Source organism: Pseudarthrobacter sp. NPDC092424 (assembly GCF_044754925.1).
GTDB lineage: Bacteria > Actinomycetota > Actinomycetes > Actinomycetales > Micrococcaceae > Arthrobacter.
In genome coordinates this window covers 19,948-35,054 of record NZ_JBIVQC010000002.1, presented here as the reverse complement: position 1 = coordinate 35,054, position 15,107 = coordinate 19,948, and the positions used below count along the sequence as shown (strand labels likewise).

Genomic DNA, 15,107 nt, shown 5'->3' with positions numbered 1-15,107 from the left:
TCCAAGGGCAAACACAAATCTTTGTGTCAACCATCACAAACTTTCCCGTCATCTCCAGAACGGCAGCACCGGAAGACTGCAGGCGGGCCGCCGCTGAAGCAGCACCCCCACGCGGCCACGCTGCATGCCGGAGCCCACCCAAGGCGGGTTTCCCCGGCGCATCAACATATGATGGGTGGGGCGGCAGCGCCGTCCGGCTTCGGTACCGCCGGAGCAAACACTACCCCGAACACGGCATCCGGCGTTAGGTTTTGGTCTCTCAAGTGCAAGTAGTCAGCATCAGCAGCCTCAAGGGTGGAGTCGGCAAGACTTCCGTCACCACAGGACTGGCGTCTGCGGCGCTGGCCACGGGAATCAGCACGCTGGTGGTGGACCTGGATCCGCACGCGGACGCCACAACGGCGCTCGGCGTCCAGCCCGGCGACCAGCTCGATATTGGCCGCATGCTCAAGAACCCGCGCAAGGCCAGGCTCACGGACAACGTGGTGGGCAGCACCTGGACTTCCCATGCGAACGGCAACGGATCCGCTGTCCTCGATGTCGCCGTCGGCTCTGCTTTCACCGGGATCTACGACCGGCCGGACCTCGGCCGCCGTGACCTCCGCCGGCTTTCTGCCGTGCTCGCGGGGGCCGGGAACTACGACCTGGTCCTCATCGACTGCCCGCCCTCGCTCAACGGGTTGACCCGCATTGCGTGGTCGGCCAGCGACAAGGTTGCCCTGGTGGCCGAGCCCGGCCTGTTTTCCGTGGCCGGAACCGAACGGACTATGCGTGCCATCCAGCTCTTCCGCCAGGAATTCGCCCCCAACCTGGCCCCGGCCGGAATCGTGGCCAACCGCGTGCGCACCGGGTCGTCAGAGCACACCTACCGGCTCGCGGAAATGGAATCGATGTTCGGGGATCTGCTCTTGAACCCCCGTATTCCGGAACAGGCCAACTGGCAGCAGATCCAGGGCGCGGCCCACCCTGTCCACCACTGGCCCGGCGATTCGGCGAAGACGACGGCCGGGCTCTTCGACCAGTTGCTGGCAAACCTCATGGCAGCCGGAAGCCTGCGTCCCCGGACCCGCTAGGCGGAACCGTCAGGCCCGCCTCCACGCAGCGAAGGCCCCCTTCCTGCTGGAGGGCGGCCTTCACCGTTTTAATCCTGCTGCGGAGCTAGCTGATCTTGCGAGCGGCCCGACGCTTGCTGAGCTCATCGTCCGGGAAAGACTGTTCTGCCGCGTGCTCGCTGGGCAGGGCGGCCAGGCTGCCCTCCACCTCACGCCAGACCCGGCCGACGGCAATACCGAAGACGCCCTGGCCGCCCTGGACCAGGTCGATGACCTCGTCCGCGGAGGTGCATTCGTATACGCTGGCACCGTCGCTCATGAGCGTGATCTGCGCCAGGTCCTCGACCCCGCGTTCCCGGAGGTGTTCCACCGCGGAACGGATCTGCTGAAGGGAGACACCGGTATCCAGGAGCCGCTTGACCACCTTAAGGACCAGGATGTCACGGAAACCATAGAGCCGCTGCGAGCCGGAGCCTGCCGCACCCCGGACCGCGGGCTCAACCAGTCCGGTGCGGGCCCAGTAATCCAGCTGGCGGTAGGTGATTCCGGCCGCTTTGCAGGCAGTGGGACCGCGGTAGCCGGCGTCCTCATCCAGGACGGGAAGGTCTTCCGTGAAGAGGAGGCCCTGGGCACCGCCCGCGGGCACAGCAACACCGCCTGTGGGCTGCTTCAGCCCGCCTGCTTCGCCTTTGGGACTCACGGGGATCCTCCTTGTCCTTAGCTCCCGGGGATCAATTGCAACAGCCTGGCCGGCCCGAAGACCATGCGTGTAATTTTCGCGGGGCGCACTTTCCAGTGTGACTTGCGCGGCTGCCGTAAGCAATGGGAACTTGATACTTCGACGTTAGGGCCGGCCGGGCTCCAGGTCAAAGACCCTGGCTGCTTCGCCCTGGCGTGTCGAAACTTTCAGGCTGAACTTTAACCTTAACGTGACCTAGCCGTCGAAATCTTCCGGCTCTACGTCATCCAGGAACTCGCGGAAGCGCCGCAGCTCGCGTTCCTCGTCCACGGTGGGGCTGGGCTGGGCGTCCTCGCCCTCATCGTGTTCGGTGATTCGGACTCCGGCCTCTTCCATCACCGAGTCCGCGCACCAGATACGGCACTTCGCCCGAAGGGCCACGGCAAGGGCATCCGACGCGCGGGAGCTGACGGTGGTGCCGTTCTCGAACTGCAGCTGCCCGTAGAAGATATTGTCCTCCACGGCCACTATGTTGACGCTGACCACCGAATGACCCAGCGACTCCACCACATCCACCAGCAGGTCATGGGTCATGGGCCGCGGCGGAACCACGCCCTGCTGGGCAAGCGCGATGGCACTGGCCTCAGGGGTGCCGATCCAGATGGGGACATGCCGTTCACCGTGCAGCTCCCGGAGGAGCACCAGCGGCTGGTTGGACGGCAGTTCGATCCGGACGCCAACAATCTCGACTTCAATCATCAGATATCCATGCGTGAGATATGGTCCTGCACCAGGGCCCGGTGCAGGGTGAGGCAAAGGTCGCTGATTTCGCGGGCAGCCTCGGCAGCCCGCGCCTGGGAGGCGGAATCCTTCCGGGACGCCAGCGGCGCCACGGCGCGTTCCACCAGGCCGAACTCGCGCTCCGCCGCAGCCTGGAAAGGCCGCAGGTGCCGGGGTTCGAGTCCGTGGCTTTCGAGCTGCACGCAGGCACGTGCAACCTGGAGCGCATGCTCGTCGAACCGGCCATTGGTGTGGCTGATGAGTCCGAAACTCAGCAGCGACTGCAGCAGCGGGACACTGGCGCCGGACTCCGCGCGCAGCTGCTCTTCGGACAGCTTCCGCCCGCGGTTCTGCAGCTCGGCGGCAAGTTCGTCGGACACGATCCGCGGGGAAACCACGACGCCGGGAGGCAGGTTTTCGGGCCGGTCCCCCCTGTCGATGGCGTCAAGGTAGTCCTTGATGACTTTCAGCGGCAGGTACTGGTCGCGCTGGAGGGCCAGCACGAACCGCAGACGTTCGACGTCGCTCTCGGCGTACTGGCGGTAGCCGGCGGGGGTGCGTCGGGGGTTGATCAGCCCCTTTTCCTCAAGGAACCGGATCTTGGACGCGGTCATGCCGGGAAAGTCGCCGCTGAGCTGGGCGAGGACTTCCCCGATATTCAGGACCTGGGGTGCCCGGCGGTCCGGTTGTGCCATTGCCACAGGCAGCGGTCCCCGAATCAGCTGCGGCCTGCGCCGGCAGGACTGAGGTAGAAGGTGAGGCGGAACTTGCCGATCTGGACCTCACTGCCGGATTTAAGCTCTACGGAGTCCACTCGGTCATGGTTGACGTAGGTGCCGTTGAGGCTGTTCATGTCAACTACCTCAAACCCGCGGGAAGTACGGCGGAACTCGACATGGCGGCGCGAAACGGTGACGTCGTCGAGGAAGATGTCCGCATCCGGGTGGCGGCCCGCCGTGGTGACGTCTGAGTCCAGCAGGAAGCGCGCGCCCGCGTTGGGGCCGCTGTGCGCCACGAGCAGGGCCGACCCCGCCGGGAGCGCCTCGATGGAACTGCGTTCCTCACCGGAGAGCTTGGGAGCAATGGTGGGTTCTTCCCGGACCGGGGTGAGGTGGATGGAAGTGGTCTCCGACGCCCCGGCCGCACCCGTGCCGTGTTCCCCGTCGGCAGGGTTGTGTGTGTGGCCAGCCATGGATTCCTCCTCTTCCCGCCGCGGCCACCGGCCACGGCAACAATTGCCCTCCGGGCCTGCGCCGCAGGCCCGGTCCCGGCACCTGGCCGCGGCGGTGACGTGCGAAAACGTACTGCCGGGGCCGTGGGGCCGGACCGGAATTACCGGTTAGCTTTAGCCTACCTGCTGTTCGTACTCGGATGCACTGAGCAGCGAGTCCACGGCGTCCGGTTCGGCCAGCTTGATCTCGATGAGCCAGCCGTCACCGTAAGGGTCCGAATTGATAAGCGCGGAATCGGTATCCAGCGATTCGTTGCGGGCCACGACTTCGCCGCTCACGGGCGCGTAGATGTCGCTGACGCTTTTGGTGGACTCGACCTCCCCGACCACGTCATTGGCCGTGACGGTGGTCCCGGCTTCCGGCATCTGGGCATAAACCACGTCGCCCAGGGCATCCTGGGCGAAGTCGGTGATGCCCACACGGACCACACCGTCGGCATTGGGAGCAGTAACCCACTCGTGTTCGGCGGTGTAGGACAGGTCTTCGGGAATATTGCTCATCAGGGGCCTTTCATCGGGGTCGAACACCAATGTCAACGGGGCCAGGAAACAGGCCGCCGCTGAAAGTATAGGCACAAGTCCCGGGACGGCCGCCGGGGTTTCTGCCAAGATGGGAGCCATGAGTTTAAGCACCGGTAAAGACCTCCCGGGCCCGGACAGGTAACACCCATGCCGGAACTTCCCGAAGTGGCCGGGCTGGCGCGCTACCTCGACGAACAGCTGCGGGGAACCGTCCTGGCGAAATTGCAGCTTGTTTCCTTTGCCGTACTCAAGACCGTTGACCCGCCCTACAGCGGCCTGGAAGGGCGGAGCGTCACCGGTGTCCGGCGGTTCGGCAAGTTCATCTGCATCGATACCGGCGGGGTTTCGCTGGTCTTCCATCTGGCACGGGCCGGTTGGCTACGCTTCACCGACTCCCCCGCGGACCGGCCGCTACGGATGGGCAAAGGCCACATCGCCGCCCGAGTGGCCTTCACCGGTCCGGACGGGCCGCGCGGGTTCGACCTCACCGAAGCAGGCACCAAGAAGAGCCTGGCCGTGTACGTGGTGCGGGACCCGCAGGACGTTCCCGGGATCGCCGCCCTGGGCCCGGACCCGTTCGCGGAAGCGTTCGACGCCGGCATGCTGGCGGAGATCCTTGGCGGCAGTTCGCAGCAAATCAAGGGCCTCCTGCGCAGCCAGAGCGTGATCGCCGGGATCGGGAACGCCTACAGCGACGAGATCCTGCATGCCGCCCGGATTTCTCCGTTTGCGCCGGCTAAATCGCTGGACCGCGCCTCGGTTCAGGTCCTCTATGACGCCATCCACAGCGTGCTGGGCGAAGCCCTCGCGGAGGCGGCTGGAAAACCGCCGCAGGAACTGAAGGACGTCAAGCGCAGCCATCTGCGTGTGCACGGACGTACCGGTGAACCATGTCCGGTATGCGGAGACACGGTCCGTGAAGTGTCGTTCGCCGACTCGGCATTGCAGTACTGCCCGACCTGCCAGACGCACGGCAAGATCCTGGCCGACCGCCGGACCTCGAAGTTCCTCAAGTAACCGCATGCCCCCGGCAGCGGCAGTGCGTTTCGACGCGCAAATCCGGCCTCGACCCCCATGCTCAAAACCGCACCCTGGATTTGAGGCGCGCCACCCTGTATCCGGGTCGAAAAGGGGATGCGCGTCGAAAAGGGGCTGTCAGGGGGCACGAAAAAGCGGAAGCGCCGGAGTTGATCTCCGGCGCTTCCGCTTTTTCGGTCGGGCTGACAGGATTTGAACCTGCGACCCCTTGACCCCCAGTCAAGTGCGCTACCAAGCTGCGCTACAGCCCGTCAGTTCCGCCGTTCTCCGCTGCGCGTTAACCCGGATTACTCCGTGGTTTCCACCAGCAGTCCGGCCGAACCACCTAGAAGAGCTTACACGATTCCAGAGGGTGCTCGTGACACTTTCCAGGAATCAGTGGCGCGGTGTGTCGCAATTAACGCTTCTTGCCGCGCTTTTCCCGGACACGCATGCTGACCTCGATGGGAGTGCCCTGGAAACCGAAGGTTTCGCGCAGCCGGCGGGTGATGAAGCGGCGGTATCCGGGGTCCAGGAACCCGGTGGTGAACAGGACAAACTTGGGCGGCCGGCTGGAAGCCTGGGTGCCGAAAAGTATACGGGGCTGCTTGCCGCCGCGGACCGGGTGCGGGTGCGCTGCGACGAGTTCACCGAGGAACGCATTGAGGCGTCCGGTGGGGATGCGCTTGTCCCAGTTCTCCAGGGCCAGGTCCAGCGCGGGGACCAGCCGGTCCTTGTGCCAGCCGGTCTTGGCCGAGATGTTCACCCGGGGCGCCCACTCCACGTGCGCCAGGTCCTGCTCGATTTCGCGCTCCAGGTAGCGGCGGCGCTCGTCGTCCAGCAGGTCCCACTTGTTGAACGCCAGCACCAGTGCGCGCCCGGATTCGATGGCCAACTGGAGGATGCGCACATCCTGTTCGCTGAGCACCTCGTCCACCGCCAGGAGCACGACGGCGACCTCCGCCTTTTCGAGCGCGGCCTGAGTCCGCAGCGAGGCATAGAAGTCCGCACCCTGGGTCATGTGCTGCCGGCGGCGGATCCCGGCGGTATCCACGAAGCGCCAGGTGCGGCCGCCGAGTTCGATGAATTCGTCGACGGGGTCGCGGGTGGTTCCAGCGGTGTTGTCCACCACCACCCGCTCGGATCCTGCCAGCTTGTTCAGCAGCGAGGACTTGCCTACGTTGGGGCGGCCGATCAGGGCGATGCGGCGCGGACCCCCGGAGCGTTCCACTCCCTCGATGGTGGAAAATTCGGGGAGGACGTCCATGACGTGGTCCAGGAGGTCCGCCACGCCACGGCCGTGCAGGGCCGACACCGGGTAGGGCTCGCCGAAGCCCAGCCCCCAGAGTGTGGCCGAGTCCGCTTCCTGGGCGAAGTCGTCCACCTTGTTGGCCACCATGATGACCGGCTTCTTGCTGCGGCGCAGCATCTTCATGACGCCTTCATCCGTTGCGGTGGCGCCCACGGCGGAGTCCACCACGAAGAGCACGGCGTCTGCGAGTTCCACGGCCATCTCAGCCTGTTCGGCCACGCGCGCGTGGATGCCGCGGGCGTCGTGCTCCCAACCGCCGGTGTCCACCAGCGTGAAGTTGCGCCCGTTCCAGTGCGCCGAGTACATGACGCGGTCACGGGTGACGCCAGGGGTGTCCTCCACCACAGCCTCGCGGCGGCCCAGGATGCGGTTGACCAGCGTGGACTTACCCACGTTTGGCCGGCCGATGATGGCGAGGACAGGGTCAAGCTTGACCGGGCCGTCGAAGTCCTCGTCGCCGTACTCCCCGCTCAGCAGCGCGGCGTCTTCCTCGTCAAGGTCGTAGTCCTCCAGGCCCGCCCGGAGCGAGGCCGCGCGGAGCTCCGCCTCGTCGTCGTCGATTGCCGCCAGCCGTTCGGCCACCTGGTCCGTGCCCGCGGGCGTGTATTCGTCTTCCCCGGCGCCGAAGTGGCCGGGAGTCTGCGTGGTATCGCTCATTGCACTGTCCTTAGTGGTCATCTGCCGGCGTCCCGGCTACTGCTGCTACATCTTGCGGATCATTGGATACGGGCAACCGCTGCCCGCTGAGTTCAATGGCGTCCTGGACATGCCCGGCCAGCGCAGCGCGGATCTCCTGCGCCGCCCTGTCCATTGAAGCACGGCCGCTTTCGCCTGCATGGGCGGCAAGGGTCAGCGCCCTGCCGAAGTTCACGTGGAGCCGGCGGCCCGGACGCGGCACGCTGTCCAGGTGTTCGCTGCCCTGGCGGGTACCAAGGATTGCGACGGGAACCACGGGCGCGCCCGTCTGGAGGGCAAGCCACGCCACCCCGCCATTGATTCCGGAGGCGTCACCGCTCCCCCGGGTCCCTTCGGGAAGAATGCCCACGCACCGGCCGGCGTCGAGCACGTTCCTGCAGCGCTGCAGCGCTGCCCGGCCGCGCCGGCGGTCCACCGGAAGCTGGCCGGCTGCGGTGAGCACGCCGCCCAGGAAGCCGCGGAACATCTCCTGTTTGACCAGGATATGCATGGGCCGGGGCGCGGCCCCGAACATCACGGGCCCGTCCAGGAAGCTGATGTGGTTTCCGGCGAAGATCACCGGACCGCCCGTGGGCACGTTGGACCTGCCGGCGACGGTGGTCCGGTACACCAGGTTGTCCAGGATCCAGCCCACTGGCCGGCTCCATGCCATGGTCCACGTTCCGGGGACGCCGGCCCCGCGGTCAGTCACGGTTGAGGACCTTGGTGACGATCACCAGGGCCGCGTCCACGGTCTGGTCGAAGTCGAGGTCCGAGGAATCGAGGGTCACCACGCCGTCCGCGGCCTGGGTGAAGTTCACCACCGTTGAATCCTTCGCGTCCCGGTGGGTGACCTGCGCCGCGAGTTCCGCCGCGTTCTGCGTTCCGCCCAACTGGATGCCGCGCCGGCGCAGGCGGGCTTCCTCGCTCGCGGTCAGCAGCATGCGCACCTCGGCGCCGGGTGCGACGACGGTGGTGATGTCCCTGCCTTCGACCACCATGCGGCGGTGGTGCTTTTCGATCTGTTCACGCTGCCGGCGGATCAGCTCCGTCCGGGCGCCGAGGGTAGTGGCCACGGCGCTGACGGCGGCCGAGATGGCCGGCTCCCGGATGGCGTCGGTGACGTCGACCCCGCCCACGCGGACGTATTCCTCCTGCGGCGTGGTGCTCTGGTCAAGCACGAAGTCCCGCGCGGCCTGCTCCACGGCAGCGCCGTCTTCGAGGTCGATCCCGTTGGACACGCAGTACCAGGTCAGGGCCCGGTACATGGCACCGGTATCCAGGTAGGCAAGGCGCAGCCTGCGGGCCACTTCCTTGCTCACGCTGGACTTGCCGGAGCCGGAAGGACCGTCGATGGCGACCACCAGGGGCCGTCCGATGCGCAGAGCGGGCATGGTGTCGAGAACTTCCTGTGTCATTACTGCAGTACCCGCCATCCGCGGTCGTTGAGGGCTTCGATCAGGTGGTCGTGCTTGTTCGGCAGGACGGAAATCTCCACCATGCCGACGTTCTGGCCGGACGAGTGGTCCAGCCGGAGGTCCTCGAGGTTCACGCCGATTTCGCCGATCTCCGTGAGGAGGCGCGCGATCTGGCCGGGCTTGTCGTCCACCAGGACCGTGAGCCACGCATACGCCTGCGGAGGCCCGCCGTGCTTGCCCGGGATCCGGGCCTGGCCGGCATTGCCTTCGCTGATCAGCTGGGCAAGGTCCAGGCGGGCTCCGGGGGCGGCGGGGTCCTCGAGGGTGTTGATCAGGCGGTTCAGGTCCTCGCGCACGCCGTAAAGGATCTCGACGATCTTTCCGGCGTTGCCCCCGAGGATCTGGACCCACAGCGTGGGGTCGCTGGCAGCGATGCGGGTCACGTCCCGCAGGCCGTTGCCGGCCAGGGACAGCGCGTGCAGGGGGGTCCCCTGCAACCGGCTGGCAAGGAGCGAGGACATGACCTGCGGCAGGTGGGATACCAGGGCCACGGCTTCGTCGTGCTCCTCGGGGGTGAACTGGGAGACGACGGCGCCGAGGTCCATCGCGAGCGACCGTGCGGTCTGCAGCGCCTGGGCCGAAGTTTCCGGACCGGGGCACAGCACCCACGGCATAGAGGTGAACAGTTCCCCGCGGGCAGCTACCGGGCCGGATTTCTCGCGGCCGGCCATGGGGTGGGTCCCCACGTACCGGGTCAGGTCAACGTCCATGCCCTGCAGGTGCGCCAGGATCTCCGCCTTGACGCTGGCGATGTCCACCACCACCGCGGCCGGGTAGTCTGCCAGGGCGCCTGCAACGACCTCAGCCGTGACATCCGGCGGGGCCGCCACGACGACCAATTGCGGCATGGCGTCGCCTATTTCGGCCAGCGGCCGGCCTGCGCCGATGTCCACCGCCACCGCCTGGTTGGTGGGCGACGGGTCCGACAGGAAGACCGGGATTGCCCGGCCACGCAGGCCCAGCCCGATGCTGGTTCCGAGCAGGCCCGTACCAAGGACCACAACCGGACCGTCCAGGTGGCCGCGGCCGGCGCTGTGGAAGGCGGCCATGCCTCAGAGACCTACGGCTGCCAGCAGGTGGCCGACTTCCTGCTTGCCCAGGTTCCGGATGCTGCCCTGGCGCTGGTCACCCAGCCCGATGGGCCCGACCTTGACGCGGACCAGGCGCTGGACGGGGAAGCCGACGGCATCGAACATGCGCCGCACGATGCGGTTCTTTCCGGAGTGCAGCACCACCTCGATGAGCACGTGCCCCGGGGTGGAATCCACCAGCCGGAAGGAGTCAACGGCGGCCACGCCGTCTTCAAGCTCGACGCCGGCCTTCAGCTGCGCGCCAACACCTTGCGGGAAGGGGCCGCGGACCTGGACCAGGTACGTCTTGGGCACCTCATACGAAGGGTGCGTCAGGCGGTTCGCGAGCTCGCCGTCGTTCGTCAGAAGCAGGAGGCCCTCGGTGGCAACGTCAAGGCGTCCGACGTGGAAGAGCCGCTCGCCCTTGTTCTTGTTGTTCTTCAGGAAGTCGCTGATGCACGGGCGGCCGTCCGGGTCCTCCATCGTGGACACCACGCCCTTGGGCTTGTTGAACACCATGTAAACCAGGTTCTCGTCGAGCTGGATGCGCAGCCCGTCAACGTGGATGACTGCCGTCTTGGGATCAATGCGCACGCCCAGTTCGGTGACCACCTGGCCATCGACCTCTACGCGGCCTTCGGCGATCATCTCCTCACAGACACGGCGGGACGCCACGCCTGCGGATGCCATGACCTTCTGCAGGCGCACGCCGTCGGCGTCGTGCAGTTCCGACTGGGGCACGTCGCCGCGGGGGCCCTTCCTGCGCGAAGGCCTGCGGACGGGGCCCAGGTTCTGGCCGAAACGCTCGCTGCCGAATGCCTTGGACGCAGCGGCGCCGGGAGCACCGGTGCTCGGCCTGGCCTTGGGCGCCCCGGGGGTGCCGGGGGCCTTCTTGGAGCCCGGCTTGCGGGCGGCGGGCTTGCGCGACGACGGTTTGGCAGCACGGGCGCCGGCGCTGCGGTCAGGCTGGTCCCCGGCCAGGTCCGGGTCCACAAAGCGTTCTTCGCGTGGCTTGGGGGCGCGCTGTGGGCGGTCGCTGCCGAAGCCTGAGCCCCGGCTGGCGCCTCCCCGGGCGCTGCCGAAGCCGCCGCCCTTGGAACCGCTGCGCTGTGGTGAGCGTTCGGAGTTGTTGCGCCCCGAACCGTTACGTGGTGAACCCTGGCGTCCCGCCTGTGTCATGACCCGTCCTTCAATGTTTTGGCCGGCAAAGATGTCCACAGACAACCCTAGCCAGCCCTGCAGAAATAATCTGCCCTGATAAAAATCTTTCGCAGCCGCGGGATTCCCCGGCTACATGCGTTCCTCGTCGTAGAACTCGGCGATCCCGTCCAGCCCCGGAAGGTGCGGTGACAGTTGTGGCAGTTCCGCCACAGAGCCAATCCCCATCCGTTCAAGGAAGTAGGAGGTGGTGCGGTAGAGAATGGCGCCGGATTCCGGATCCGTCCCGGCATCCTCGATCAATCCGCGCTGGGCCAGTGTCCTGACGACGGAGTCAACGTTGACTCCGCGAATTGCAGACACCCTGGCCCGCGATACGGGCTGGCGGTACGCGATGACCGCCAGTGTTTCCAAGGCAGCCTGCGTGAGCCTGGCGGTCTGCCCTTCCAGCACGTACTTGCCCACGATGTCAGCGAACTCCGTGCGGGAGTAGATCCGCCAACCGCCGGCGATGTTCCGCAATTCAAAGCCCCGGGGGCTGGAGCCGAAGCCAGCGCTACTGGCGTTCTCCATATCCGGGGCGTTACCAGTATACCCGTTATACTCGCGCTCCAGTTCTGCCAGCAGGCCGCGGACGGTGTCCACCGTCAGGCCGAGTCCCGCGGCGAGCTCCTCTTCCGTGGCGGGCTGGTCCACCACCATGAGGACAGCTTCCACCGCAGCCTTGGCGCCGCCCGGCAGACCGGCCAGGTCCTGTTGTTCCTGTTGTTCCCGCTGGTCCGTGCCGCTCATGGCTGCTCCTCGTACTCTTCGCTGACGTTTTCCGCCGTCCAGTCCCGGTTCCCCGCCGCCCAGTGCACGGTGAGGTCCGCCAGCGGGGACAGCTGGTCGAAGGACACCGCCGTATCGCGGAACAGCTCCAGCAGTGCCAGGAAGCGGGCCACCACCACCAGCGTGGATTCGGCGTCCGCTATCAGGGAGCGGAACGGCTGCGGCGATTCACGCTGCAGGCGCAGGCCCAGGAGCGCGGCCTGCTCCCGGACGCTGACGGCGCTGCCGTGAAGGTGGGCGATGCCCACTTCGGTGGGCGCAGCGGGTTTAGGCCGGAGTGCGCTTTCGGCCAGCCGGGCGAACTGTTCCGGCGTGTGCTTCCAGACAAGCTCCGGCAGCATGGCGGCAAAGTGTTCCTCGAGTGCCACCTGCCGGGGAAAGCGGCGCGCCTCCCGGTAAAGGGTGTCATCCAGGATGGCGGCCACCTGCTTGAAGGCTTTGTACTGCAGCAGCCTGGCGAACAGGAGGTCCCGGGCCTCAAGCAGTGCGATGTCCTCGTCATCAACCGCTTCGCCGGACGGCAGCAGCCGCGCGGCCTTCAGGTCCAGCAGCGTGGCGGCGATGACCAGGAATTCGCTGGCTTCATCCAGCGCCCATTCCTCCCCGAGCTCCTGGAGCTTACGGATGTACTTGATGAACTCATCGGTAACGGTGGCGATGGCCACCTCGGTGATGTCCAGCTGGTGCTTGGCGATCAGGCCCAGGAGGAGGTCGAACGGGCCGGTGAAGTTGGCCAGCCGTACCTCAAAACCCGGCTTGGTATCTGCTTTGGCCTCTGCCACGGGATTGCTAGGGCGCGCCGCCGCGCGAAATCAGTTCCTTGGCCAGGCGGCGGTAGGCGTCCGCGCCCACATGGTTGCCGGCATAGCTGGTGATGGGCTCCGCAGCAACGGTGGCGTCCGCGAACTTGATGGAGCGCTTGATGACGGTTTCGAACACCTTGTCGCCGAATGCCTCCACGAGCCGGGTGATCACCTCACGGCTGTGCAGGGTGCGGGCGTCGTACATGGTGGCCAGTACGCCGTCCACCTGCAGGCCGGGGTTCAGCCGGTCCTGGACTTTGTCGATGGTTTCCACGAGCAGGGCGACTGCACGCAGGGCGAAGAACTCGCAGATCAGCGGAATGATGACACCGTGAGCGGCGGTAAGTGCGTTGACTGTCAGCAGGCCGAGGGAGGGCTGGCAGTCGATGAGCACGACGTCGTAATCGTCCTCGACCTTCTTCAGGGCACGGTCCAGGACCTGCTCCCGGGCAACTTCGTTGACCAGCTGGACTTCCGCCGCGGAGAGGTCGATGTTTGCCGGCAGTAGGTGCACGTTCTCCACGGCGGTCTGGTGGATGGCCTGGCGGATGTCCACCTTGCGGTCCATGAGGACGTTGTAGACGGTGAGGTCCAGTTCGTGCGGGTTGACACCGAGCCCCGCCGAGAGCGCACCCTGCGGATCGAAGTCCACCAGGAGCACGCGGCGGCCATATTCTGCGAGCGCAGCGGCAAGGTTGATGGTGGACGTGGTCTTGCCCACGCCGCCCTTCTGGTTCACCATGGCGATGACGCGGGCCGGGCCGTGCGAGGACAGCGGCGCGGGGTCCGGGAATTCGCGGTGGGGGCGCCCCGTGGGACCCATCACCGCGTTGTCCAGGTCAAATTCCGTGCCTTCCAGAGTTGCTGAACCCTGTTCGCTGCTCACGTATCTATCCACACTTTCACTGACGGTGATTTCCTGCCTCCGGAGCCCCGGAGGCGTTCCTTCTTCTTCCCAAGGTTACAGGCGCCGACACGGTATTCGGGGCAACTTGACTTTCCCCGGATGTTGAGCCTTGACCCTCTAGCTGAGGTCGAAGGTTTTGCCTGGGGACATGGCAGTGCCCCCGCCTGAAGGCTGCGGGGGCACTGCCGGGACCTGCCGGAACGCGGGCTGTCCGTCGTCCTAGACGGTGGCGGGAACCCGACGGGTTTCCACTTCCTCCGCCGGTGCCGTGCCATGTCCGGCGATCATGGTCTGCTCGTCGAACGGCTCGGCCCCGGAGAGTACGCGGCCCACCTGGCCGCCGTCGATCTCCTTGACCCAGGTGCCGATCAGCAAGGTGGCCACGGCGTTGCCCGTGAAGTTGGTCAGAGCGCGGGCCTCGGACATGAACCGGTCGATGCCGACGATCATGCCGACGCCGCCCAGCAGTTCGGGCTTGTGTGCCTGCAGACCGGCAGCCAGCGTGGCCAGGCCTGCGCCGGTCACGCCGGCCGCCCCCTTTGAGGCGATGATCATGAAGATGAGCAGGGAGACCTGGGCGCCGAGGTCCAGCGGGGTTCCCATGGCGTTGGCCACGAAGAGGGAGGCCATGGTGAGGTAGATGGCCGTGCCGTCGAGGTTGAAGGAGTAACCGGTGGGAACGGTGACGCCGACGACGGGCTTGGAGATGCCGAGGTGTTCCATCTTGGCGATGAGGCGCGGCAGGGCGGCTTCGGAGGAGGACGTGGAGAAGATGAGCAGGTACTCACGGGCCAGGTACTTCATCAGCTTGAAGATGTTGACGCCGGTGACCACCTTGAGCAGGCCGCCCAGGATAATGACGATGAACAGCGCGCAGGTGATGTAGAAAGCCGCCATGAGCGTGAACATGCTGACGATCGCCTGGAAGCCGGTGGCTCCAACGACGGCGGCAATGGCACCGAACGCACCTACCGGGGCAAGCCACATGATCATGATGAGGATCCGGAACACCAGTACCTGGCCGTGTCCGACCGCCTTGAGGATGGGAGCGCCCTGCGGACCCATCTTCTGCAGGGCGAACCCTACGAGGATGGCGGCAAAGAGGGTGGGCAGTACGGGGATGTCGCCCGGGATGATGCCAAGGAGGAAGGCGACGGTGCTGTCGACCTCTGCCTTCTTGCTGGGGTCGTAGGCCGCCAGTTTCAGGCCCTCGCCCGGGTGGATCAGGTTGCCCACCACCAGGCCGATAGCGAGCGCGAATGTCGACATGACCAGGAAGTACCCCAGCGCGAGGCCGCCCACTTTGCCCACCGTAGCCGCCTTGGCGATGGATCCGATCCCGAGCACGATCGTGCAGAAAATAATCGGCGCGATCATCATCTTGATGAGCTTGATGAATCCGTCGCCCAGCGGCTTGAGGGACTTGCCCACCTCGGGGAACATGAGGCCGACCACGGCACCCAGGATTACAGCGGCGATAACGGCGATGTAGAGATAATGCGATTTGTCGATGCCCTTGCGCCGCACCTCGGCGGTGTCAAGCGACTCTCCTCGTTGAGAAGCCATTGGTGTCTCTCCTTATGGATAATCTG

General features: G+C 66.2%; 16 protein-coding genes and 1 tRNA gene. 2 read left to right on the top strand and 15 right to left on the bottom strand.

What is annotated here, in order from left to right:
• The first annotated feature begins 263 nt into the window (after positions 1 to 263).
• Positions 264 to 1,073: a ParA family protein gene (locus tag ACIQCN_RS03190; protein WP_400608350.1), complete on the top strand. Its 810-nt coding sequence runs from the start codon at positions 264 to 266 to the stop codon at positions 1,071 to 1,073.
• Positions 1,074 to 1,158: 85 nt separating this feature from the next.
• On the opposite strand, the gene ACIQCN_RS03185 is transcribed toward ACIQCN_RS03190, so the two are convergent.
• The 5 genes from ACIQCN_RS03185 to gcvH form a co-directional block, all read right to left on the bottom strand.
• Complete coding sequence (locus ACIQCN_RS03185) at positions 1,159 to 1,752, bottom strand: MerR family transcriptional regulator (protein ID WP_400608348.1); 594 nt, start codon at positions 1,750 to 1,752, stop codon at positions 1,159 to 1,161.
• A 234-nt stretch (positions 1,753 to 1,986) separates the two neighbouring features.
• Positions 1,987 to 2,490 (bottom strand): bifunctional nuclease family protein, encoded by a 504-nt coding sequence (locus ACIQCN_RS03180; protein WP_377217014.1) that lies wholly within the window; start codon positions 2,488 to 2,490, stop codon positions 1,987 to 1,989.
• Positions 2,490 to 3,206, bottom strand: coding sequence for a MerR family transcriptional regulator (locus ACIQCN_RS03175; RefSeq protein ID WP_400608346.1), 717 nt, complete (start codon positions 3,204 to 3,206; stop codon positions 2,490 to 2,492). The genes ACIQCN_RS03180 and ACIQCN_RS03175 overlap by 1 nt, the downstream gene beginning before the upstream one ends.
• 23 nt (positions 3,207 to 3,229) lie before the next feature.
• Positions 3,230 to 3,703 carry an FHA domain-containing protein gene (locus tag ACIQCN_RS03170; RefSeq protein WP_400608344.1) on the bottom strand — a complete coding sequence of 158 codons (474 nt, stop codon included), beginning with the start codon at positions 3,701 to 3,703 and terminating at the stop codon, positions 3,230 to 3,232.
• Positions 3,704 to 3,856: 153 nt separating this feature from the next.
• Entirely contained in the window at positions 3,857 to 4,243 is a 387-nt protein-coding gene (gene gcvH, locus ACIQCN_RS03165) for a glycine cleavage system protein GcvH (RefSeq protein WP_400608342.1), read from the bottom strand.
• A gap of 168 nt (positions 4,244 to 4,411) precedes the next feature.
• On the opposite strand from gcvH, the gene ACIQCN_RS03160 reads away from it, so the two are divergent.
• Entirely contained in the window at positions 4,412 to 5,281 is an 870-nt protein-coding gene (locus ACIQCN_RS03160; RefSeq protein WP_400609377.1) for an Fpg/Nei family DNA glycosylase, read from the top strand.
• A gap of 198 nt (positions 5,282 to 5,479) precedes the next feature.
• Here the strand turns inward: ACIQCN_RS03160 and ACIQCN_RS03155 are convergent.
• From ACIQCN_RS03155 to ACIQCN_RS03110, 10 genes are all read right to left on the bottom strand, one after another.
• Positions 5,480 to 5,553, bottom strand: a tRNA-Pro gene (locus ACIQCN_RS03155).
• Positions 5,554 to 5,699: 146 nt separating this feature from the next.
• Complete coding sequence (gene der, locus ACIQCN_RS03150) at positions 5,700 to 7,250, bottom strand: ribosome biogenesis GTPase Der (RefSeq protein WP_400609375.1); 1,551 nt, start codon at positions 7,248 to 7,250, stop codon at positions 5,700 to 5,702.
• Positions 7,251 to 7,260: 10 nt separating this feature from the next.
• Positions 7,261 to 7,941, bottom strand: coding sequence for a lysophospholipid acyltransferase family protein (locus tag ACIQCN_RS03145; protein WP_400609831.1), 681 nt, complete (start codon positions 7,939 to 7,941; stop codon positions 7,261 to 7,263).
• Between the two features lie 31 nt (positions 7,942 to 7,972).
• Complete coding sequence (gene cmk / locus ACIQCN_RS03140) at positions 7,973 to 8,686, bottom strand: (d)CMP kinase (RefSeq protein WP_400608336.1); 714 nt, start codon at positions 8,684 to 8,686, stop codon at positions 7,973 to 7,975.
• Positions 8,686 to 9,795, bottom strand: a complete 1,110-nt coding sequence (locus ACIQCN_RS03135; protein WP_400609373.1) for a prephenate dehydrogenase — start codon at positions 9,793 to 9,795, stop codon at positions 8,686 to 8,688. The genes cmk and ACIQCN_RS03135 overlap by 1 nt, the downstream gene beginning before the upstream one ends.
• A gap of 3 nt (positions 9,796 to 9,798) precedes the next feature.
• Positions 9,799 to 10,995 (bottom strand): pseudouridine synthase, encoded by a 1,197-nt coding sequence (locus ACIQCN_RS03130; protein WP_400608332.1) that lies wholly within the window; start codon positions 10,993 to 10,995, stop codon positions 9,799 to 9,801.
• Between the two features lie 111 nt (positions 10,996 to 11,106).
• Positions 11,107 to 11,766: an SMC-Scp complex subunit ScpB gene (locus tag ACIQCN_RS03125; protein WP_400608330.1), complete on the bottom strand. Its 660-nt coding sequence runs from the start codon at positions 11,764 to 11,766 to the stop codon at positions 11,107 to 11,109.
• Positions 11,763 to 12,587 (bottom strand): segregation and condensation protein A, encoded by an 825-nt coding sequence (locus ACIQCN_RS03120; RefSeq protein WP_400609371.1) that lies wholly within the window; start codon positions 12,585 to 12,587, stop codon positions 11,763 to 11,765. The genes ACIQCN_RS03125 and ACIQCN_RS03120 overlap by 4 nt, the downstream gene beginning before the upstream one ends.
• A gap of 7 nt (positions 12,588 to 12,594) precedes the next feature.
• Positions 12,595 to 13,494 carry a ParA family protein gene (locus ACIQCN_RS03115; RefSeq protein ID WP_400608326.1) on the bottom strand — a complete coding sequence of 300 codons (900 nt, stop codon included), beginning with the start codon at positions 13,492 to 13,494 and terminating at the stop codon, positions 12,595 to 12,597.
• A 240-nt stretch (positions 13,495 to 13,734) separates the two neighbouring features.
• Positions 13,735 to 15,081 carry a cation:dicarboxylate symporter family transporter gene (locus tag ACIQCN_RS03110; RefSeq protein WP_400609369.1) on the bottom strand — a complete coding sequence of 449 codons (1,347 nt, stop codon included), beginning with the start codon at positions 15,079 to 15,081 and terminating at the stop codon, positions 13,735 to 13,737.
• Positions 15,082 to 15,107: the final 26 nt, after the last annotated feature.

Coding starts and splice junctions, on each gene's coding strand:
- ACIQCN_RS03180 (WP_377217014.1), bottom strand. CDS start 2,490: ATGATTGAAGTCGAGATTGTTGGCGTCCGGATCGAACTGCCGTCCAAC.
- ACIQCN_RS03160 (WP_400609377.1), top strand. CDS start 4,412: ATGCCGGAACTTCCCGAAGTGGCCGGGCTGGCGCGCTACCTCGACGAA.
- der (WP_400609375.1), bottom strand. CDS start 7,250: ATGAGCGATACCACGCAGACTCCCGGCCACTTCGGCGCCGGGGAAGAC.
- ACIQCN_RS03170 (WP_400608344.1), bottom strand. CDS start 3,703: ATGGCTGGCCACACACACAACCCTGCCGACGGGGAACACGGCACGGGT.
- ACIQCN_RS03135 (WP_400609373.1), bottom strand. CDS start 9,795: ATGGCCGCCTTCCACAGCGCCGGCCGCGGCCACCTGGACGGTCCGGTT.
- gcvH (WP_400608342.1), bottom strand. CDS start 4,243: ATGAGCAATATTCCCGAAGACCTGTCCTACACCGCCGAACACGAGTGG.
- ACIQCN_RS03130 (WP_400608332.1), bottom strand. CDS start 10,995: ATGACACAGGCGGGACGCCAGGGTTCACCACGTAACGGTTCGGGGCGC.
- ACIQCN_RS03110 (WP_400609369.1), bottom strand. CDS start 15,081: ATGGCTTCTCAACGAGGAGAGTCGCTTGACACCGCCGAGGTGCGGCGC.
- ACIQCN_RS03125 (WP_400608330.1), bottom strand. CDS start 11,766: ATGAGCGGCACGGACCAGCGGGAACAACAGGAACAACAGGACCTGGCC.
- cmk (WP_400608336.1), bottom strand. CDS start 8,686: ATGACACAGGAAGTTCTCGACACCATGCCCGCTCTGCGCATCGGACGG.
- ACIQCN_RS03175 (WP_400608346.1), bottom strand. CDS start 3,206: ATGGCACAACCGGACCGCCGGGCACCCCAGGTCCTGAATATCGGGGAA.
- ACIQCN_RS03145 (WP_400609831.1), bottom strand. CDS start 7,941: ATGGCATGGAGCCGGCCAGTGGGCTGGATCCTGGACAACCTGGTGTAC.